Source organism: Corynebacterium sp. KPL2861, assembly GCF_040225475.1.
Classification (GTDB): domain Bacteria; phylum Actinomycetota; class Actinomycetes; order Mycobacteriales; family Mycobacteriaceae; genus Corynebacterium.
Map to the genome: position 1 here is coordinate 27948 of NZ_JBEHFW010000006.1, position 20899 is coordinate 48846.

Consider the following 20899-nt stretch of genomic DNA (forward strand, 5'->3'; position numbering starts at 1 on the left):
TCTAGGCCTCCTTAGCGTGAGAGAGGGTACGGGTAAACAGTCCATCAGGCAGGTGAATAATCCGTGATCCAGGGCAGGCCTTATGCAGGTAGCGGCCTAAGTCAGAGTCAGCGGAGGTAGCAGCAACGGTCACTGCTTCACCATCAGGTACGTAGTACACCAGCTCGTCGATGAACTCCTGGGTGAGTGGCTGGCGGGTGACAAACAAGTTCATTTTCTCCCGCTTGGCCGGGAATACCGGGTCGTCTGGAGTCATACGAAACCGCAGGTGCGCGGCGACTGCTGCGGACAGGTTGCGCGCGGTCGCGTCCTCAGTGAGGACAACCAGGCCCGTGTCCTCATCCACGTCGAAGCAGTCCCGAGACAACCGTGCCACGGTAAACCCGCCACCACCGCGCCAGTTGATTGTGTCCGGTGATTTCTTGGTCTTGACCAGTTGCTTCACTGCGCGCAGGTCGGAGGACTTTTTCAACTCTGGTTCGTCCCTGACTGCCTTGTTCAACAGCGACGTGAGTTTCTGCGCGTCCTCCGGTGTCAACCCCTCCGGTAAGCCATCGGCGCTTGCGTCCACGCGCTCGCCCTTGGTGACGGTGATACCGCCTAAGTCCTCGCCACGTACCACCTTCTCCAACCGTGGCCGGGTAAATCGGTTGAACGTGTCCTCGTTTAGCTCACACGTCACCCAACGCCTGCCCATCTTCTGCGCCACCGCCGCAGTGGTGCCCGATCCAGCAAACACGTCCACCACAATGTCACCGGGGTTAGTGGCGATGTGGATAATACGCTCTAGCAGGCGCTCCGGCTTCGGCGTGGTGAACGCAGTGGTGCCAGAGAACAGTGCGCGAATTTCCTTTGCGGCGGTGTCCGTGTGACCTACTTCCTCCCATTTCAAGAGGTTAATTGGTGCACGTCCAGAAACCCCGGATAACCAAACCTTTCGACCGAACCCAGACTCCCGGATAAAGAACTCTGGCCACCCTCCCGAGCTAATACGCTCCACCGTCTCGGACGCAGCCGCTTCTTCTGGTTGACATGGAACTAGGTCCGGCATGTCCGTGCGAACCTCCGAAGGGTCAATCCCCATTAGACGAGCGCGAGTTTCGACGTTCTCTGGGGTTGGGGGCACGGCTTGATACGGGGTGAACTCGTTAAGTGATTTGAGAAGGCGGTGGTAGTTCAGTGACCAGTGCCTACTGCCTGGTGGGTACACGAACTCCTTTGTAATAGGGTGCCAAATTCCGCCAAAATAACCCCGTTCCTGGGCAAGGGGGGCGGTAGTATCGGCGTTTTTCCACGGCCCATTCCCGTCGAGGTCTGGGTTCTTGTATCGCGCATTCATCTCCGTTGTCCGTGCCAAATGGTTAGGGACGAATCCGCCCTTGGAGTACACCAAAATCACGTCGGTAACAGCGGGAATACCCTTGGAGTCATTGCGCGGCGAGTACGTCTTCTCCCATACTACCTCGGCTACAAAGTTCTCCGCGCCGAAAACCTCGTCCATTAGCAGACGCATACGGTGGTTCTCCACGTCGTCCAGGTGTACCCAGATGGAGCCGTCATTGCTCAGCAATTTTTTAAGGTGCAACAGTCTATCGCGCATCATGGTCAGCCACACGGAGTGCTCCAGGTTGTCCTCGTAGTTAGCAAACGTCTGCGCGGTGTTGAAAGGCGGGTCGATGTAAATGCACTTAACCTGACCTACGTACTTATCAGTTAGTTCTGGCACACGGGTCAATGTTTCCAGAACGTCTCCAGACTCGCCCAGGAACAGCAGGTTGTCGTCGGTGGGCGTGAAGTCAGCACGCTCGGAGTAGGTTCGTCCTTCCTGCTTGGGCTGCTGCTCGCCGCGTACCACGTCACCGTAATCTAAAAAGTGAGTCTGACAGTAGCGTGGGTCGGTCGGGTCAACCCACGTGTAGCCATATTTACCCTGCTCAGTGGGGATAAGAGCTTTATCTTTGTTGTACCACGTCAGCTCTAGACGCTGCTTGGTCATAGGCCGTGCACTCCTTTTGTGTACCGAGGATTGAACAGACCCAGTTTATCCAGCAGGGGCGTAGTGTGACACCGCGGTGCCTCTGTTGTGGTGACACGTCCCTTTGGGGTTAAGCATCAATCAACGACGACGCAAGCTGCTACTCTGAATATTCCTAAAGAATGTCTATATCCCCTTTTGCTACTTAACCCTAGAAGTCGTTTTAGAGGGGGAACCATGTCCCTTGGCTTATCGTTTACAGATGCCCACAAGGCCACATCGACTAAACCCACCGCTATAACGCGGTGGGTTTATCTGTCAGAGACGGTTTCGCAAATGATTTAATCTAGATTCGCAAACCCGTCGGGATAATTTGTCGGGCTAACAGGATTTGAACCTGCGACCCCTACACCCCCAGTGTAGTGCGCTACCAAACTGCGCCATAGCCCGGCGTCGCTTTGTTTTTCGCGACTGCCCTAGATTACATCAGGATAATTCCACAGTGAAATCTAGGCCGTGACCTGCATTAAAGCTCGCCGGTGGAATAGACCCATGCGCCATTAAGGCGCCGGAAAGACGATCGCTCCCGCTGGGAGCCCACTGCCTCACCCTTGTAGAAGGCTTCAAATTCCACGATGCCTTCATCGTCTATTAGGCCACCGCGCTCGGTATCGAGGATATCGAGGCGGTAGAAACGAATGGGGGAGTCAGCCAAGTCCAATGAGCTGGGCCGAGTCACCGGATCCCAGGTGCGCAGGAGGTAGTCCTCATCGCCGCTGACGAAGGCGCTAAAGCGTGACCGCATGAGGGCCTCCGCCGTGGGAGCTTTGGCACCAGCGTGGTACTTGCCGCAGCATTCGCCAAAGCTCAGCCCGCTCGTGCAGGGGCAGCGGCGGGAATCGGCGATGGGGTTGAGGGCCACCATTAGTTGGCGTCCACGATATCGGTGATGGTGGCGCCGGCGGCCATGCGCTCGATGTCGGTATCGCGCGCGGCTACGCGCAGTGCATCGACCTCGGAATCGTCCAAGGAGCCTTTTAGTTCGATGCGGCGCTCGAAAGAGGTGGAACCGGTCTGGGTGATGGTCACGTGGACATCGTCAAGCGCAAGCTTCTTGCCGGCTTCCTTGATGGCCTGGGTGGAGGCAGCTGCCAAGGCCGACATGAGCAGGCCGGTTGCGGTAAAGCCCTTGCCCTTGCCGCCTTCCTTTTTGGTCCGGTCCGCGGTAACGGAATGATCATTGTGGCGCACCACGACACCGAATTTGGTGCCGATAGCAGGGCTGGCAACGGCGGCATCCGTACCCACTTCCTCGGGTTCATAGTCGGGGACGATAAACTGCCGCGACCATGCACCGATGAGATCAGCGGCGCGGGCCGCCGTACTCTGTTTCGTCAGCAGGTGATCGGCCTTATCCAACGAGACGAGGGACTTGGGATAGCGGGTCATGCGGAAAATATTTTGCGCATTGTCGATGCCCACCGTTTGGTCGATGGGAGAATGCAGGGACAAGAGTGGCTTGCGCAACCGCGGCAGGTATTCCTCTGGGTTGGTTTCTGCCAAATCCTCTAGGAATTTACGCGAAATGGTCAGCGCCCTGCCGCCTAGGACGACCTCGACCTCGCCATTAGCGTCTACCTCGCCGATCTTATCCGCGTAGTGCAGCACGGAGTGCGCCGGATCGAAGGGGGCGCCGATGGTGGCAACGGCCCGAATCTTTTTCATTGCCGTGGCGGCCTTGAGCACCGCTGCGCCGCCCAAGGAGTGACCAATGAGCATCTGTGGTGCGGAATAGTGTTCTTCTAGCCAGTCCGCGGCGGCGCGGATATCGTCGACATTCTGGTTAAACGTGGTGTCCGCGAACTCGCCTTCTGATTGCCCCAAACCGGGAAAATCAAAGCGCAAGGTGGCGATACCGAATTCCGTTAATTGCTTCGAGGTGCGGGCCGCGCCAGGGGTATGGCGCGAGCCGGCAAAGCAATGCGCGAAGACGGCGAAGGCGAGAGGGGGAGCATCAGGAAAGTCGATGGTTCCTGCCATCTCGGTTCCTCGGCTGGACGGCAGCTTAACATTGACGGATTGCATGGCACCTACAATAACGGCCCCATAAGTTCCAAGCCAGATGAGGTTGACTAGAGTCGTAGGAAGCCAGTCCCTAAAGGAGGAATTGTCGTGGGAGCATTCGATTGGTTCTGGAAAGCGATGGGCTCGCAAAGCGAGCGAAACGATAAGAAATCCAAGGCCATCGTGGATGAAGCTCGCTCCGCCGCGGAGAAATTCGCGGAGAGCGACGATGCTGCCGTGGCTCAAGCCGCCCGCGATGCGGTGCGCGGCGGTGAGGTCGCAGACAAGGCGCAATTCCTGGGCGCTTTGGCCGTAGCGTGCGAACGCACCCTGGGCCTGCACCCATTTACCGTCCAATCGCAGGCGGTACTGCGACTGCTTACCGGCGATGTCATTCAAATGGCTACCGGTGAGGGCAAGACGCTCGTCGGCGCGATGGCCGCAACGGGTTTCGCGCTGACTGGGAAGCGCGTCCACATCGTGACGGTCAATGACTATCTGGCCAGCCGCGATGCCGAATGGATGCGGCCTGTCGTGGAATTTTTTGGGCTGCAGGTAGCCTCCGTGACGGAGGGCATGAGTGCGGATGAGCGCCGCGCGGCCTATGCACAGAATATTATTTACGCCCCCGTTAATGAATTGGGCTTTGACCTTTTGCGCGATAATCAGATCACCGAACGCGCACAGGCGGTGCAGGCTCCTGGCGATGTCGCCTTGGTGGACGAAGCCGATTCCGTCTTAGTTGACGAGGCCCTTGTACCGCTGGTGCTGGCCGGAAACCGCCCGGGTGAGGCTCCCACGGGGCAAATTACCAATGTGGTCTCTCGGCTGCGGGAGAACCACGAGTACGTCATCTCAGATGATGGGCGCACGGTGCAGCTTACCGATGTCGGCGCAGCCCGCGTAGAGCGAGAGCTCGGCATCGATTCCCTTTATTCCGAAGACAATATCGGCACCGTCCTGGTCAAGGTCAATTTAGCGCTGCACGCAAAGGCGCTGTTGATCCGCGATATTCACTACATCGTGGTGGACGGCAAGCTGCAGCTTATCGATGCCTCCCGTGGTCGCGTCGCCGACCTGCAGCGCTGGCCCGACGGGCTGCAGGCTGCGGTAGAGGCTAAAGAGGGCTTAGAGGTCTCTGAGGGCGGGCGCATCCTCGATACGATTACACTGCAAGAACTCATGCGCAGGTACCCGTTGGTCTGCGGGATGACGGGCACTGCGGTAGAGGCCACCGACCAGCTGCGGCAATTTTATGACCTGCACGTTTCCGTTATCGATCGGAATAAGCCACTGCAGCGCTTTGATGAGCAGGATCGTATATTTGCCACCATAGGGGAGAAGTCAGCGGCAATCGTCGAAGAAATTGCCCGCCTGCACGATGCTGGTCAACCTGTACTTGTGGGAACCCAAGACGTGGCGGAATCAGAGAATTTGGCTGAGGCCTTGCGCGATCGCGATATCGAAGTCAACGTGCTCAACGCCAAAAATGACCGCGAAGAGGCACAGATTGTCGCCGAAGCCGGCGATGTAGGACGGGTAACCGTCTCCACACAAATGGCCGGCCGCGGTACCGACATCAAGCTCGGCGGCGCCGATGAGGCCGACCACGATGAGGTGGCCGAGCGCGGCGGCCTTGCCGTGATCGGAACCTCTCGGCACCGCACCGCGCGGCTCGATAACCAGCTGCGCGGGCGTGCAGGCCGGCAAGGAGACCCAGGCTTGGCCCTATTTTTCGTCTCGCTGGAAGATGATGTGGTGCAACAAGGCGGTGCGGGGGAAAAGGTCAGCGCGCAGCCCGGCCCTGGCGGCCTTATCGAATCCAAACGGGTGCAGGACTTTGTGGCACATTGCCAGCGGGTAACAGAGGGTCAATTGCTAGAAATTCACGCCCAAACCTGGAAGTATAACCAGCTCTTGGCGGATCAGCGCATCATCATCGATAAGCGCCGTGCAGCGCTATTGGATACAGACCAAGCGTGGCAGGAACTAGCTGAGCGCGCCCCAGAGCGGGCGAGCGAGCTTGCGGATCTCCCAGAGGTAGCGCGGATTCAGGCGGCGCGGGAGATCATGCTGTATCACCTCGACATGGGCTGGGCCGATCATCTCGAGCTGCTCGATGATGTGCGAGAATCCATCCACTTGCGCGCCATCGCGCGCGAGACCCCAATTGACGAATATCACCGCATTGCGGTCCGCGAGTTTAAGGACTTAGCGCAACGGGCAGTCGATCAGGCGGTAGAGACCTTCAGGCAGGTGCCTATTGACGCCGAGGGGGCACACCTTGCAGACTCTGGGTTGAACCGTCCAAGCGCAACTTGGACCTATATGGTTTCTGATAACCCCCTTGCGGGGCAGGGAAATTCCGTGTTGAGCGGCATCGGAAATATTTTTCGGTGAAATAATTGCCCACTGAGAGATCACAGACTCGGAAGAGTCGCTATTATTGGTATAAGTAACTCAAAACTAATCCCCGGAGGTAACAATGAGCGAGAACACCGGAACCCCGGAACCACAGGTGGAGACCACCTCTGTATTCCGCGCTGACCTGCTCAAGGAAATGGAAAATGGCACCAAGGGAACCGAAACCTCTGCGGTAGGTACGGAAAACTTGGAGGATGGCCAGGCATTGCTTGTGGTCAAGCGTGGCTCCAATGCCGGTGCCCGCTTCCTGCTGGACCAGGACACTACCACGGCAGGGCGCCACCCAGAGGCAGATATCTTCCTGGATGATGTCACCGTCTCCCGCCGTCACGCTGAATTCCGCAAGAATGATGACGGCCAATTCGAGGTAGTAGACGTGGGATCCCTGAACGGCACCTACGTCAACCGCGAACCGCGCAACTCGCAGGTGCTCGAGGTTGGAGATGAGATTCAGATCGGTAAATTCCGCCTCGTCTTCATCACCAAGCAGGATTAATACTGCAGCAGACAAACCGTTTTGCCGGCCTTGGTTAAAACGGTTTAGTCTCCTTTTATATCCAACGACTACTGAGACACTTTAAAGAGATAGACACAGTGAGCGCAGCAGAATCCGCGGCGGCAACAGCTCGCCGCAAGAGCCCGAACACGAAGAAGGCTAAGACCATGTCCATTGGTGTGGTCTTAGAAACGCTGAATCAGCAATTTCCTGATGTCACTGTGTCCAAAATCCGCTTCCTCGAATCCGAGGGGCTGATTTCTCCCCAGCGCACTGCCTCCGGCTACCGCCGGTTTACGCAGGAAGACGTGGATAGGCTGCGCTATATCTTGACCACCCAGCGGGATAACTACACCCCGCTCAAGGTCATCCGTGAGCAACTGGAAGCAATGGATTCTGGGCAGGTCACCGCCATTGTTTCTGCTGGCAATGCGGAGACCCTGCTTTCCCCGCAGCAGTTCAAAGCACCTGCGGTCACGCGCCTGACCGATGCCGAGGTAGCAGAGCAAGCCGGAGCATCCGAGGCGGATATTGCCACCTTTATCAAGGACAAGCTCATTAAGCCGGACGCCGCGGGATTTTTCAATACGGACGACGTGGCCATCGCCTCTGCAGCAGTAGCGCTGCAGGCATTCGGCTTTAGCGCTAGCCAGCTGAAGTCCCTGCGCAATAGCGCACGCCGCCAAGCGGACTTGATATCCCAGGTCGCGGCCCCCGTAGCGCACTCGAATTCCGATACCGCGCACCAGCAGGCAGAAGAACTCTCCCAGCAGATGACGGCGCTGGTCGTTTCTTTGCATGCCACCTTGGTGAAGACGGATTTGCGCCACGAATTTAACGGCTAACTCACCATGGCCACCTCCCATGTGGGAGAGTGGTAGCTATGAGTGATGTAACCCTTGAATTTCACGGCATTCACCAGCTTGGGCCAGAAGATGATATCTGCGCGCTGCTGCGTTGGCCCGAAGAGAATCGCCTCATTCCCGTCTGGCTCTCCGCCGTAGACGGAATCCAATTGGCAGCAGTTTTTGCTGACCAGCGCCCGAACCGCCCCACGACTCACGATCTTCTCTGTGAGGTCTTGGAGGCTGCAGGTGGCGTCGAGGCCATCGAGATTGTTAACCACCATCAAGGCACATTCATGGTGGATATTCAGACCGCGCAAGGCGAGGTTTTTGATGCTCGTGTAAGTGATGCCTTGGCGGTAGCTGACCACTTTAAGGTACCCATTCTTGCAGAGTCTGCGCTTTTGGCGCAGGTATCCGTTTTCGCCAGCGAGGAGGACATCAAGGAATACTTCGACCTTGAACTTCCTACCCCCACCCAGGACGGGCGAGATAGCGATGCTTCCTCTGCTGAGGAAAGCACCTCTGCATCTGGAAACGCGCAGGCCGATGCCGATTTTGAAGAGATGATGCGCAGCCTTGGTATGGATGAATCCGATTTCCACACGGGGGAAGAAGACGGAAAAAATTAATGACACGCGTGTGACTAATGGTGACAATGTGGTTTTTAAAGTCTAAAGTTGTACTCGAAGGTTAAGCAAGCACCGCTTGACGGGGGTGTGCGCTTGGCATTTAATTGATCTTTAGAGCTTCCAACAAACCCCATTGGAGTAATTACGTGAGCATCACCGAGGACACTCAGTCCGAGTCCCAGTACGTCCAAGAATCCCTCTTTGATGTGGGACCGGACGAAGAAGTGGGGTACCGCGTGCCCATCGCCTGCCAAGTTGCTGGCATCACCTACCGCCAGTTGGACTACTGGGCACGCACCAACTTGGTCAACCCCTCCATTCGCACCGCACGCGGCTCGGGTTCGCAGCGCCTCTATTCTTTCAAGGACGTCTTGGTCCTCAAGATTGTCAAGCGCTTGCTCGATACCGGTATTTCCCTGCAGAATATCCGCTTAGCCGTGGAATCTTTGCATGACCGCGGCGTTAACGATCTGGCTGAACTCACCCTCGTCTCTGATGGCACCACCGTGTACGAGTGCCGCTCCAATGATGAGGTCATTGACCTTCTCGCCGGCGGTCAGGGTGTCTTCGGCATCGCCGTACCGGGAATCTTGAAGGAACTGTCCGGCACGATTACGTCCTTCCCCGCAGAGCGCATCGAGGAATTGCCCGATGACAATGTGGTTGGCCTCGATGAGCTTGCCGCTCGCCGCAATCGCAAGAGCTCCTAAGCCTGCTTAAAAGTTCTCCCTCCAGACCCCAGCTCACGGGGGTGGAGGGAGAACTTTTTGGTTAAACCCCAGCGGCCTTATCGATCGCGGCGTTGAGGTCCTTTTGCGTACCCGCATCGACACTAGTGAAGTTGTCAGCAGCGTCCTTTAGCTGTTCATCGACTTCCCCTGGGCCCACGTGGACAACGGATAGCTCTACGTTGTCTGACTTGGCACCGTCAAGGGAGGCTGCAAACTGGGCATCGTCTATGTCGAGCTCAGTACCGGTCGTAACGAGGACGACCCGTGTCTTTCGGTTGGTGTCAGCGGCTTGATCCGCTGCGGTATTCAGTGCGGCGATTGTAGCGCTGCGCGATTGCGGCACACCACCGGTGCCGAATGCCGCGAGTGTCTGCGGCACCTCAGAGCCATTGCCGAATCCGAGGTTGTCGCGGTACCCCACCGCCGCGGCCTCCGAAATGGGGGACGAGTAGTTCCACAAGGCAACCTGACTATTGTTGTCGCTCAGTTTTTCTGCGGTGCCAGATAGCGCTTGTTGCGTTGCGTCAAACATCGCGGTCATATTCGCAGAAGTATCAACGAGCAGGAGAGTATTGGGCGCCATGTCTACGCTGGACGAGGAAGCTTCTTTGCCCCCTTCGCCGGTGTCCGTCGCACCAGGAGAGGAGGATCCTCCTGGGTTGTTTTCCACAGAGGATTCGTGTGCGGTATCTGCGGCTGTAGGCTCTCCAGCGTCATCCCCAGCGCGCAACAGGAAAATTAAAGGTGCGATGACGGCAAGGATTGCGATGATGATAACCGCGATAACCCAGCCGGCTAGTGCGAATCTGTTTTCCCCGTTTGAGTGCCGTGCCATGTAGTGCCTTTCTCCAAAACTCCCGAGCCAGCGCATGATGCGTTTAATCTAGTGTAACTGGCAATAAGCCTTTTCCATTACTGCGACAAGCCGCTCACGCAGTGGTTGGGCTCGCTGCGCGAGGCCCCGTTGACGGTTGACATACGTCGCTTTGCCCTCTGGTGTTTCAATAGGAACTACCCCAAGGCCCCAATTACGGCAATCATACGGAGAGGCCTCCATGTCAAGGATGCGGGCATCGATAGCCAGATCCAGGCAATCGAGGAAGAGATCACCTGGGACCAAGGGGCCGAGCTTCCACGCCCATTTATAAAGATCCATGGTCACGTGCACGCAGGCTGCCTGGTCGTTGGCCGGTTGATCCTCACGGTTGAGAACCGTCAAATTGAGCGGACGCGCGGGCGGGGTAAAGAAACGGAACGCATCATAATGCGAGCACTTTAGAGAATGAGTATCAACGACCCGGTTGGTTCCTTCTGCGCCTAAGCGCAGCGGGAGATCATGGCGTGGGGAATCGGTGTGGTAAACCATCGCCCATTCGTGCAGACCAAAGCAATCAAAGTGCACCGGGTTGGTGGCAGAGCGCCGCAGCAGATCCAAAATATAGTCAACGGAACTTCCGCGGCGTTGCATATAGGACTCCACGTCCACGGTGATGCCGTCCGCAGTCTCGTGGTAATCGCGCCAGCTAGCCTGGGGTGCATTACCCTCGAGTGCCGTGTCGATGCCCGGGTGCCAGCGCTTTAGATGCGACGGCCGGACAGGGTAGTACTCAAAAAGGAAATCAAACACCGGGTGATAGCTGCCCGGATGGCGAAACCTCTCCAGGCGGTCCGCTGCCCGCCGCTCGTGCTCATTTATGCGGGCGGTCCAGTCAGCGGTAGATAAAACCTGCACGCGCACATCCTCCTTTCTATTGCACTGGCGCTTAGCGACGCCGCCCCTTACCCCTCTTAGCTCCTCCAACCTGCCGCTTCTGTTGGCGTGGAGGCTGCTTCTTTTGTTGCTGGCCCGAGCCGTTAGAACTGTTTTGGCCCGGCGGCGGAAGTGCCGGTCCGTGCGGCTTGCGGGCGCCGGTGACCGTGCGCAGCTCAGGGGCACCGGCCGGGTTTTCGCGGTGGGAAATATCGTATTCGGTAGCGCGCACACCGGCCTTTTTGATGAGGGCAGCTACCTCTGAGCGCTGTTCATCGGTGGCCAAGGTAACCACCGTGCCTGTTGCGCCGCCGCGCGCCGTACGCCCTGCGCGGTGCAGGTAGGCCTTGTGTTCTGCAGGCGGATCCACGTGGACGACGAGGGAAACGTCTGCAATATCGATGCCGCGCGCCGCAATATCGGTGGCTACGAGGACTGGAATGGAGCCATCGGCAAAGCCAGAAATGGCGCGGCTGCGCGCCCCCTGGCCCTTATCTCCGTGCAGTGGATAGGCGTTAATGCCGGCACGCCGAAGCTTTTTTACCTGCCTGTCCACGCCGTGCTTGGTACGCATGAACATGATGGTCTTGCCTGCGCGCGCAGCGATGCGCATAACCACCTCATTGCGGGCGGGGCGATCGCCCACGAAAAATAGGTGGTGCGACATCGATTCCACCGCCGCGGCAACTGGAGCTGTGGAGTGGACCACGGGATCGTGCAGGAATTGCTCGACAAGCTTATTGACGTCCCCGTCGAGGGTCGCAGAAAAAAGCAGCCGTTGACCGGTGGGCGGGGTGTAGTTTAAAAGCTTGCGCACCTGGGGAAGAAAACCCATATCGGCCATCTGGTCTGCCTCGTCAAGAGTGGTGATCTGTACCTTGTCGAAGGACAACTTCCCTTGGGCGATGAGATCTTGGGCGCGACCAGGTGTGGCGACCAAGAGGTCTACTGGGCGTGCCAGAGAGCGGATGTGATGGTTGATATTAACGCCGCCGACCACGGCGAGGACGCGTAGCCCTAATGCGGCGGCGGGCTCATCGAGGCGTTGTTGGATCTGCGTCGCTAACTCGCGGGTGGGGGCGAGCACGACCGCGCGGGGCTGGCCCGGGGTAGAGGCGCCCGAGCCAGCCAATCGGGCCAATGTAGGAAGCCCAAAGGTAAAGGTCTTACCGGAACCGGTAGGCCCGCGGCCAAGTACGTCCTTGCCTGCGAGTACATCGGGGATGGCTGCGGCTTGGATGGGGAAAGCTTCCGTGATTCCTTGGTTGTGTAAAACGTGAACCACGCGCTGAGGTAAGCCGAGTTCGGCAAAAGTAGTCATCGTTGGGCAATTCTAACTGGTGGACGCGCAAAATCCCGCATCGCCCGACGCACGATTGGTGGGCTAAGCTACAAGTGAGAAATCCCATAGCAAAAATAAGCCCCTGCTTTAGGTATTTCACTGGTTATTACCTAACGTGGAAGGTGGTGCTGGGAAGCACGCAAATCTTTTTCTCCACTCACCGGCCCCTTCCAAGGCCACACCGAACTGTTAAGGAGTCGTCACATGGCTCAAGCACAAGCATCCGCAGCCAGTACTTCTTCCCACTCCTCACCGCAGGAATCAACAGAGCCCACGAAGAAGGAGAGGTTTCACCTTGATGCCGTGTGGTTCGCGCTGGCCTTCGTGGCTCTAGCGGTCGTCTTACTTATCCCGATTCCAGGACTCGACTGGCCCGCCAAAGTGGCTCTGGGCATGCTGGCCTTCGCGGTGATCATGTGGGTGACCGAGGCCGTGAGCTATCCGGTAAGCGCCCTGCTCATCGTTGGCCTTATTTCCCTGCTTTTGGGGCTCGGGCCGGATCCAGAATCCGATGGCATCTACGGCACCTCCAACGCTCTCAAGGTCGCGATGGCAGGATTTTCCTCCTCCGCGGTAGCACTCGTGGCCGCAGCGCTGATTCTGGCCGGGGCGATGCAAGCTACGGGCCTGCATAAGCGGATTGCCCTGTACGTGCTGAAGGTCGCGGGGGAGAAGACCTCCCACATCGTTATCGGCGCCATTGCGATTGCCATCATCTTGGCCTTCTTCGTTCCTTCTGCCACCGCGCGTGCGGGCGCCGTAGTACCCATCTTGCTCGGTATGGTAGCCGCCTTCGGCCTGTCTTATGAGTCGAAGCTGGGTGCTCTACTCGTCATTACCGCAGCGCAGGCCGTATCGATCTGGAACGTGGGCATTAAGACCGCCGCCGCACAAAACCTCGTGGCGGTGGGGTTTATCGAGGATCAAATGGGGCAGTCGGTCTCGTGGGGCCAATGGTTCATTTGGGCCGCACCGTGGTCCATCCTGATGTCCATTGCGCTGTACTTCATCATGCGCGCCGTCATCAAACCGGAAACGGAGCGCATTGAGGGAGGAAAGGAGCTCATCGCCAAGCAGCTAGAAGACCTCGGGCCCACCTCACCGGAAGAGAAGAGGCTCATCGGATTTTCCCTCCTCCTGCTCTTCTTCTGGGCAACCGAAGGGCTACTGCACCCGATTAGCTCGGCCGTCATTACCGCGGTGGCCGTTGCCCTGATGCTGTTACCGAAGATCGGCGTGTTTACCTGGCCAGAGGCCCAAAAATCTGTGAGCTGGGGTACCCTCATCGTCTTTGCCATCGGCATTTCGCTCGGCTCATTCCTGTTGGATACGGGCGCTGCCACGTGGCTATCAGAAAAGACCTTCGGGCTGATGGGGCTGGATTCGCTGCCGATTCTGGCAACGATTGCGCTGGTATCGCTGTTTAATATCCTCATCCACTTGGGCTTTGCCTCTGCTACGTCGCTTGCCTCCGCGCTCATCCCGGTCTTTATTGCTTTGGCCTCCACGCTGGATGTGCCTAACGGCGGCATCGGCTTCGTGGTCATTCAGCAGTTCGTCATCTGCTTCGGATTCTTGCTTCCCGTCTCGGCGCCGCAGAATATGCTGGCCTATGGCACCGGTGCCTTTAGCACCAAACAATTCCTTCGCTCTGGTATCCCGCTGACCATCGTCGGATACCTGCTTATCCTCCTGCTTTCTGCCACCTACTGGTCGTGGCTGGGCTTGGTCTAAGTCCAGGTACTAAAAAGGGGAGGGCCTGCACCGAGCAGGTCCTCCCTCTATGTGTACGGCAGTTTAGTCCGTTTGCGTCAGGCTGCGGTCACCGGACCACTCGACGTGGAAGGTGCCGGGCTTATCGGTGCGCTTGAAGGTGTGCGCGCCAAAGAAGTCGCGCTGGCCCTGGATAAGGGCGGCTGGCAGGCGCGTGGCGCGCAGGCTGTCGTAGTAGGACAGCGAAGAGGCAAAGACCGGAGCGGGCAGGCCCATCTGGGTTGCGGCGACGACGACGCGGCGCCACGGTTCGATGAGATCTTCCAGCTCGCCCTTGAAGTAGGGATCAAGGATCAGAGCGGGAAGCTCTGGATTGGTATCAAATGCCTCGCGGATGCGGTCCAAGAACTTAGCGCGGATGATGCAGCCGCCGCGCCAGATGGTGGCCAGGTCACGCGGATCGACATCCCAACCGAATTCGGCGGAACCGGCCTTGATCTCATCGAAGCCCTGGGAGTAGGCGATGAGCTTGGCTGCATAAAGGGCCCGGCGAACGTCTTCGATGAAGGCATCCTTATCGATGTCGAACTCCGTGTTCGTGCCTGCCGGAAGCTGACCCTCCTGCGCGGCGGCGCGCTGCTGGCTCGAAGAAGACAGTGCGCGGGCAAAGACGGACTCGGCAATGCCGGTAATTGGCACGCCCAATTCGAGGCCGTTGATGGCGGTCCAGCGGCCGGTACCTTTTTGACCGGCGGCGTCCAGGATGACATCGACAAGCGGGGCGCCCGTATCCGGATCCTTCTGGGCCAGTACCTCGGCGGTGATCTCAATGAGGTAAGAGTCCAGGTCGCCGGAGTTCCACTCCTTGAAGATTTCCGCGATCTCGGCAGGCTCCATGCCAGCGCCGTAGCGCAGCAGCTGGTAGGCCTCGCCGATGACCTGCATATCGGCGTACTCGATGCCGTTGTGGACCATTTTAACGAAGTGGCCGGCGCCATCCGGTCCAATGTGGGTCACGCACGGGGTGCCATCTACCTCGGCAGCGATGGACTCCAGGATGGGGCCCAAGGTCTCCCAGGACTCGGCCGGACCACCAGGCATGATGGACGGGCCGTTCAAGGCGCCTTCTTCGCCGCCGGAAATGCCCGCGCCCACGAAGTGCTTGCCGCGCTCGGCCACTTCCTTTTCGCGACGAATGGTATCCGTAAACAGCGCATTGCCGCCATCGATGATGATATCGCCGTCATCCATGGCATCGGCAAGCTGGTCAATGACCGCATCGGTGGCCTTGCCCGCCTGCACCATGATGATGGCCTTGCGGGGCCGCTCCAAGGAAGCCACGAAATCCGCGATGGACTCGGAAGGAATAAAGTTTCCTTCGTCACCGTGGGCCTCAATGAGGGCGTGGGTCTTTTCTGGGCTGCGATTATAGACGGCGACGGTATTGCCATTGCGGGCAAAGTTGCGGGCTAGGTTGGAGCCCATTACCGCTAGGCCGACTACACCAATGTGCGCGAGTTCGTTCTTTTCAGTCATGGTGCCTATCCTACGTCACCGCCTCACTTTCGCCGCGCTGGCGGCTAAGCTTGAAGGCTATGTCAGATACCCAGATACTCAATGACTTACTTCATACCGCGCACACGCGCCTGCTCAACGAGGAGGAGCTGGAGAAACTAAATTCGGTCAACGACGGGCTTGCTGAGTTCATCGGGCTCACCTTCGACCGCGTGGGCCCGACCGAGGCCCGCGCGCACCTCACCGTGACCCCTCAGCACCACCAACCCTGGGGCGTGGCGAACGGCGGGCTATATTGCACCATCGCGGAAACGGTAGCCTCCCTTGCCAGCGTCGCGGCTGCCGATGCCCCAGCGATGGGAGTCAATAACTCCACGGACTTCATCAAAGCGACAGGTGAGGGCGAGCTAGAAGCGGTGGCCGCCCCCATTCAATTAGGCACCCGGACCCACGTGTGGAGCGTAGAAATGCGCCAAGGAGACACCTTGGTTGCACGCACCACGTTGCGCACGATGATTATGGGTGAGCGTAGCTAGAGCCAGTGGTTCTTCCGGAACCACGCCCACAGTCCGCCAACGACAGCGACCATGATGATTATTGCCATGGGATATCCAAAGGCCCAGTGCAGCTCCGGCATGATATCGAAGTTCATGCCGTAAATGCCGGCGACGAGGGTCGGCGCGGCCCACATGCCGACGACCGCGGAGATGGTGCGCATATCCGAGTTTTGCTGCATGGTGACCTTGGCCACCGAGGCATCAATAAGCGAGGTCAAGCGTTCATCGAAGCTGGCCACCAAGTCATTGACCACGAGCTCGTGGTCATAGACATCGCGCAGGTAGGACCGGATCTGCTTAGAGATGAGGTCCTTGTGATCCGAGACCATTGCCTTTAACGCCGCAGAAAGCGGGTAAATGGCGTGCTTCATTTCCAAGACTTCGCGCTTGAACATGTAAATGCGGTCGACGTCGAATTTGAGGTTTGGAGTAAAGATTTCCTCTTCGAGTTCATCGACTTCATCGCTAATAAGGCGCGCCACCTCGGAGTAGCGGTCCACCATCATGTCCAGGATCTTCCAGGCCATGGCGACGGGGCCGAGCTCCACCAAGTCCTGCTCGTCTTCAACCGTGTAAGCCAAGTTAGGCAACTTTGCACCGTGGCGGACGGTGATGATGAAGTTAGAGCCCATGATCATCTGGATTTCGCCCGTAGAAATGATCTGGCGCTTATCTTGCACCTCATCGTGGTCGCGGTAATTCACCGAGCGGGCCACCACAAAGAGCTGGTCATCGTAGCGCTCTAGCTTAGGGCGCTGGTGGGCCATAACGGCGTCTTCCACGATGAGCTCGTGGATGCCAAATTGCGAGGCGATCTTCGTCATCTGAGATTCATAAGGCTCATGCAGGCCCACCCAGACAAACCCGCGGCCATATTCCGCCACGGTTTCCAGGGCGGAATGTGCGGAATACTCGCCGGGTAGGGCCTCACCATCGACGAAGACGCGGCAGTGCTCAATGGCGCGCTCCGCGGGAACCGGCGGGAAGGAGGGCTGACTAGGAGGCGTGGATTTCTTTCGGCCCCTAAAGGGCGTGGGTACGGACGGCATCGTTTCAGCCTCCTTTGCACGGTAGTGCGGATAGTAACGCAATCAAGTAGTAAAACGGGCCACGTTTTACGCAGCGGGTAAAGCTTACACCGACGGTGGGTAATATAATCGAATCTATGCCAACGTGGAAAGAAGTTACCGAAGCCAATCCCGCCCACTCCCATAATTTCGCCCGCAAATGGAAGATGCTGGAGGCGCAGGGCAAAGACATTCATGGGGAGGCCCGGCTTGTCGATGCCATGGTGGAGCGCAATTCCACCATCCTCGACGCCGGCTGTGGAACCGGCCGCGTCGGCGGGGAATTGCTGCGCCGCGGTCACAGCGTGGTGGGCATTGACGTGGACCCCATTTTGATCGAACACGCCGAACATGACTTCCCCGACGGCGAGTGGTTCGTCGGGGACCTGTGCACGGAAGAGGTTCCTGAAGGCCCCTTTGACTTGGCTGTTTCCGCAGGAAACGTCATGGGCTTTTTGGCCGTGGACGGCCGCGAGCAAGCACTGCGAAATATTTTTAACTCGCTGACCCCCGGAGGGCGCTTCGTCACCGGCTTTGGGGAAGGCCGCGGATGGGACTTCCAGGACTTCCTCGATATGGCGCAGAAGGTGGGCTACCGCGTTGACTTCACGTTTTCTTCCTGGGACATGAAGCTATTTTCGGAGCATTCCACCTTCTTGGTCGCCGTGCTATCTAGGCCTGGCGCGGACCTCTTGGCCTAAGGCCTTAAAAGCGCCGGTCCGCTTGGTCGAAGAAATCGACCTCGTGGATGCTGGCGCTGATAAAGGCGCGCTCGGCGCGGGTCCGAGTGGCCTCATCCGCCTGCTCCAGGTTTTCCTCCACAATCTTGATGCTCTCGCGCACCCCGGCGAGGAAATCTTCGCCGCCGTAGACCTCCAACCAAGCATGGTAGGGGTGATCGGGCGAGTCGAATTCCGCCAAATGCAGGCCTACCTCTGCATACAGCCAGTAGCAGGGCAGCACCGCCGCGATGCCAACGGCATAATCGTCCGTATGCGTGCTGCAGATGAGGAAATCCGTGTAGGCGCTGGTCACCCGCGAGGGCGCCGTGGTGGCCGAGTCCTTCAACCACCCGCGGTGCAGCTCAGCCTCCTCCGCGAGGCACTCATAAGCGCCCTGCGCCCAGTGCAATTGCTGTGCGGTATCGGGTGCCTGGCTGGCGAGGCGAGCCAGGGCCTTCGAGTAGGACGCCAGGTACTGCGAATCCTGATCGAGGTAGAAGCTGAAAGCATCGTTGGCAAGTGCACCGGAACCCAGCTTCTGAATAAAGGGGAGTACCTTTACCTGCTCCCAGTGATCCGCAGCGATATTCCACAGGCGCTGCGTGTACGGGCCTGCGGCCGCAACCCGCGGTTGTTCCGGGTTTTCCACCTCTTCCAAAGGCCCAGCCAGGTGAGGAAGCGGGACCGAGGATGCAGCCCGCATCAAGCGCTGCGAGCGGTGCAGGTGGTCCACCGGGCCGCTGCCCTTGCCGACGGCCAGCGCATCCGCATTGGCAATCGCCTCGTGCAGCCAGTCCGTGGACCATTCGAGGGCGCTTGCGGCATCATCGCCTGCGCCGAGCCGCGTTGCGAGGGCAGAGGAGAGGGAGCAGCCAGTGCCGTGGGTATTCTTCGTCTGCACCCGGGCCGATTCCACGCGGTGAACCGTGCCATCGCCGGTGACCACGGCGTTATCGGCAATCGCCGAATCAAGGTGTCCGCCCTTGACGATGACCGCCGTATCCGCCTCAGCGGCCCATGCCTTAGCCACCTCGATGGCACGATCCAGGTCCGCGGCTTCCTCCGTCTGCGTCAGTACGGCCAGCTCCTTGAGATTGGGCGTGATGACATCAGCGCGGGAGCACAGTTCGCGCACCGCCTTTTCCGCCTCGGGGGCCAAGAGGCGATCGCCGCTGGTGGCAACCATGACTGGGTCCAAGACCACGGGGACGGATGGGTCGATGCGGTCGAGGAAGGTGGCCACGAGGTCGGTGATGTTGGCATCGGCAAGCATGCCGATCTTAATGGCATCGATGTCTACGTCCTCGCAGACCGAATCCAGCTGTTCCTGGAGGAAATCCAGCGGCGGGACGTGGACGCTGCGCACGCCCTGGGTATTTTGGGCGACCAGCGCAGTGACCACGCTCATTCCGTACCCGCCCGCGGCGGCGATGGACTTCAGATCGGCCTGGATGCCGGCTCCGCCTGTGGGATCGGTTCCAGCAATCGAGAGAATTCGAGGGTAGGTACCTTTAGCCACGGTAGGCCTCCTTTAGGTTGTGTGCTGCGGCTGCCGGGTCATCGGCAGCCATGATGTCGCTGACCACGCAGATCCCTGCGAAGTCGCTTCCGGAAAGTTCATGGGCATTGTGTGCTTTGATGCCGCCGATGGCGACGGACTCGATGCCGCGTTCGCGCGCCGCGGTGGCAAGCCGGCCGGCGGCCTCTACGCCTATTCCCGCTGGCGCATTCTTCTTGGTCGCCGTCGAGTAAACCGGGCCAATGCCAATGACGTCGGGGGATTGCTGCGGATCGATGGCGTCCAACTCCTGCTGCGTTCCCACCGAAAGCCCGATGAGCTTATCGGGACTGAGCAGCGCGCGAGCCTGGGATAAGTCCATATCGTCTTGGCCAATGTGCAGGTGGCAGCCCACCCTGGCTGCTACCTCGGCGCGGTCATTGATAAAGAGCGGGACATCGCCCAAGACCTTCATGAGTTCGCGGGCGGTAGCTTCCACCTCCTCGTCGCTGGCCTCCTTATCGCGCAATTGCACGACGGTCGCCCCGCCGCGCACCGCCTCTTGCACGATGGGAACTACGTTGTCCCGCCCGCCGGCGAGCTTAGGATCGGTGATGAGATACAGCGTCCAATCGATGCTCATGCTAGCCCCGCAACGTCCGCGACCTCGGAGGCAGAGATGTGCTCTTCGACGGCGTCAGTGGTGAGCTCATGCAGCGCATCGAGCCAGGCAACCGCAAAGGAGCCAGGCGCAGTAGATTTCTCAGCGGCAACGCTGCCCGCGGCCCCGACATGCGCATGCGCGACGATCATAGCCGCGAATGGATCATCCCACGCTGCCAGGTAGGCCGCGCAGATGGCACCTAGCGAACACCCCGTTCCGATGACGTTTTGCAGCATCGGGTGCCCAGACTCGAGGCTTACCGCACGCGGCCTTTCGCCTGCCTGCACGATGAGATCCGTGGGGCCAGATACGCCGATGACGGCCCCAGTTTCGCGGGAAAGTTTGAGTGCTGGTTCCAGCGCGGCCTCCACGCCATCGGTGGATTCCACGCCGCGCCCGCCGGCTCCGGTTCCAGCCAAGGCGATGATTTCGGAGGCGTTGCCGCGAATCGCAGTCGGGCCCTGCGGCAAGACTTCATGCATGAACTCGGTGCGCTTTTCCAGCCCGCCCGCACCGACGGGGTCAAGGACCCACGGGTTTCCAGCCGCGGTCGCACCGGCGATTGCCTCACGCATGCCGGCGTATTGCTCGGAATTCGGCGTGCCGCAATTGATGAGCACGCCGCTGGCGATCTTCGCAAACTCTTGCGACTCTTCCGGAGTATCTACCATTGCCGGGCTGGCGCCGATGGCTAATAGCGCATTGGCAGAAATATTGCTGACGACCTTATTGGTCAAGCACTGAATAAGTGGAGCGGTATCGCGCACCGCATCGTGGGCACGCAGAAATGATAAGTCCACAACAATCCCTTCGCTAGTTCTAACTGAGAGCAGGTTCGATGGGTTTATCTCAGCCACGGTGCGTGGCACCCCATGTTGTAATGTCCAAGCCTAACAAAAATGGG

19 protein-coding genes, 1 tRNA gene and 1 riboswitch are annotated in these 20899 nt (G+C 58.8%); of the genes, 8 read left to right on the forward strand and 12 right to left on the reverse strand.

Going from position 1 to position 20899, the window contains the following annotated elements; translation table 11 throughout:
- Nucleotide 1: 1 nt before the first annotated feature.
- The 4 genes from ABRP84_RS06050 to ABRP84_RS06065 form a co-directional block, all read right to left on the reverse strand.
- On the reverse strand, nt 2–1996 hold the full coding sequence (locus tag ABRP84_RS06050) for a site-specific DNA-methyltransferase (RefSeq protein ID WP_349853028.1): 1995 nt from the start codon (nt 1994–1996) through the stop codon (nt 2–4).
- A gap of 355 nt (nt 1997–2351) precedes the next feature.
- Nucleotides 2352–2425 (reverse strand) — tRNA-Pro (locus ABRP84_RS06055).
- A gap of 76 nt (nt 2426–2501) precedes the next feature.
- Nucleotides 2502–2900: a YchJ family protein gene (locus ABRP84_RS06060; protein ID WP_349853029.1), complete on the reverse strand. Its 399-nt coding sequence runs from the start codon at nt 2898–2900 to the stop codon at nt 2502–2504.
- Nucleotides 2900–4060 carry a bifunctional alpha/beta hydrolase/OsmC family protein gene (locus ABRP84_RS06065; protein WP_349853030.1) on the reverse strand — a complete coding sequence of 387 codons (1161 nt, stop codon included), beginning with the start codon at nt 4058–4060 and terminating at the stop codon, nt 2900–2902. Before ABRP84_RS06065 ends, ABRP84_RS06060 begins: the two co-directional genes overlap by 1 nt.
- Before the next feature lie 87 nt (nt 4061–4147).
- Between ABRP84_RS06065 and secA2 the strand changes: the two genes are divergently transcribed.
- From secA2 to ABRP84_RS06090, 5 genes are all read left to right on the forward strand, one after another.
- On the forward strand, nt 4148–6439 hold the full coding sequence (secA2, locus tag ABRP84_RS06070; protein WP_349853031.1) for an accessory Sec system translocase SecA2: 2292 nt from the start codon (nt 4148–4150) through the stop codon (nt 6437–6439).
- Nucleotides 6440–6524: 85 nt separating this feature from the next.
- Nucleotides 6525–6959: an oxoglutarate dehydrogenase inhibitor Odhl gene (gene odhI, locus ABRP84_RS06075; protein ID WP_023022279.1), complete on the forward strand. Its 435-nt coding sequence runs from the start codon at nt 6525–6527 to the stop codon at nt 6957–6959.
- Nucleotides 6960–7057: 98 nt separating this feature from the next.
- Nucleotides 7058–7804 carry a transcriptional regulator FtsR gene (gene ftsR / locus ABRP84_RS06080; RefSeq protein WP_349853032.1) on the forward strand — a complete coding sequence of 249 codons (747 nt, stop codon included), beginning with the start codon at nt 7058–7060 and terminating at the stop codon, nt 7802–7804.
- Nucleotides 7805–7842: 38 nt separating this feature from the next.
- A complete protein-coding gene (locus ABRP84_RS06085; RefSeq protein ID WP_349853033.1) occupies nt 7843–8436 on the forward strand; it encodes a bifunctional nuclease family protein in 594 nt (197 codons plus the stop codon).
- A gap of 146 nt (nt 8437–8582) precedes the next feature.
- Entirely contained in the window at nt 8583–9146 is a 564-nt protein-coding gene (locus ABRP84_RS06090; RefSeq protein WP_005282882.1) for a MerR family transcriptional regulator, read from the forward strand.
- A gap of 61 nt (nt 9147–9207) precedes the next feature.
- Here ABRP84_RS06090 and ABRP84_RS06095 read toward each other — a convergent pair whose 3' ends face one another.
- The 3 genes from ABRP84_RS06095 to ABRP84_RS06105 are packed head-to-tail and all read right to left on the reverse strand — an operon-like array spanning nt 9208 to nt 12238.
- Nucleotides 9208–10002, reverse strand: a complete 795-nt coding sequence (locus ABRP84_RS06095; protein ID WP_349853034.1) for a vWA domain-containing protein — start codon at nt 10000–10002, stop codon at nt 9208–9210.
- Between the two features lie 48 nt (nt 10003–10050).
- Nucleotides 10051–10899: a 3-methyladenine DNA glycosylase gene (locus ABRP84_RS06100; RefSeq protein ID WP_349853035.1), complete on the reverse strand. Its 849-nt coding sequence runs from the start codon at nt 10897–10899 to the stop codon at nt 10051–10053.
- Between the two features lie 31 nt (nt 10900–10930).
- Entirely contained in the window at nt 10931–12238 is a 1308-nt protein-coding gene (locus ABRP84_RS06105) for a DEAD/DEAH box helicase (RefSeq protein WP_023022290.1), read from the reverse strand.
- Nucleotides 12239–12463: 225 nt separating this feature from the next.
- Between ABRP84_RS06105 and ABRP84_RS06110 the strand changes: the two genes are divergently transcribed.
- The gene (locus ABRP84_RS06110) at nt 12464–13993 is read left to right on the forward strand and encodes an SLC13 family permease (protein ID WP_023022292.1); all 1530 of its coding nucleotides are present in this window, start codon (nt 12464–12466) and stop codon (nt 13991–13993) included.
- Nucleotides 13994–14056: 63 nt separating this feature from the next.
- Here ABRP84_RS06110 and gnd read toward each other — a convergent pair whose 3' ends face one another.
- Nucleotides 14057–15508: an NADP-dependent phosphogluconate dehydrogenase gene (gene gnd / locus ABRP84_RS06115; protein ID WP_349853036.1), complete on the reverse strand. Its 1452-nt coding sequence runs from the start codon at nt 15506–15508 to the stop codon at nt 14057–14059.
- 59 nt (nt 15509–15567) lie between these two features.
- On the opposite strand from gnd, the gene ABRP84_RS06120 reads away from it, so the two are divergent.
- Nucleotides 15568–16023 carry a PaaI family thioesterase gene (locus ABRP84_RS06120; RefSeq protein WP_349853037.1) on the forward strand — a complete coding sequence of 152 codons (456 nt, stop codon included), beginning with the start codon at nt 15568–15570 and terminating at the stop codon, nt 16021–16023.
- Here the strand turns inward: ABRP84_RS06120 and corA are convergent.
- Entirely contained in the window at nt 16020–17093 is a 1074-nt protein-coding gene (corA, locus tag ABRP84_RS06125; protein ID WP_239268075.1) for a magnesium/cobalt transporter CorA, read from the reverse strand. The two genes, ABRP84_RS06120 and corA, sit on opposite strands and share 4 nt — an antisense overlap.
- Nucleotides 17094–17209: 116 nt before the next feature.
- Between corA and ABRP84_RS06130 the strand changes: the two genes are divergently transcribed.
- Nucleotides 17210–17812 carry a class I SAM-dependent methyltransferase gene (locus tag ABRP84_RS06130; protein ID WP_239268077.1) on the forward strand — a complete coding sequence of 201 codons (603 nt, stop codon included), beginning with the start codon at nt 17210–17212 and terminating at the stop codon, nt 17810–17812.
- Between the two features lie 4 nt (nt 17813–17816).
- On the opposite strand, the gene ABRP84_RS06135 is transcribed toward ABRP84_RS06130, so the two are convergent.
- The 3 genes from ABRP84_RS06135 to thiM form a co-directional block, all read right to left on the reverse strand.
- A complete protein-coding gene (locus ABRP84_RS06135) occupies nt 17817–19352 on the reverse strand; it encodes a bifunctional hydroxymethylpyrimidine kinase/phosphomethylpyrimidine kinase (protein ID WP_349853038.1) in 1536 nt (511 codons plus the stop codon).
- Nucleotides 19345–19974, reverse strand: coding sequence for a thiamine phosphate synthase (thiE, locus tag ABRP84_RS06140; RefSeq protein WP_349853039.1), 630 nt, complete (start codon nt 19972–19974; stop codon nt 19345–19347). Before thiE ends, ABRP84_RS06135 begins: the two co-directional genes overlap by 8 nt.
- Nucleotides 19971–20795, reverse strand: a complete 825-nt coding sequence (gene thiM, locus ABRP84_RS06145) for a hydroxyethylthiazole kinase (protein ID WP_349853040.1) — start codon at nt 20793–20795, stop codon at nt 19971–19973. The genes thiE and thiM overlap by 4 nt, the downstream gene beginning before the upstream one ends.
- Nucleotides 20783–20878: riboswitch (TPP riboswitch) on the reverse strand. It overlaps the preceding gene by 13 nt.
- Nucleotides 20879–20899 lie beyond the last annotated feature (21 nt).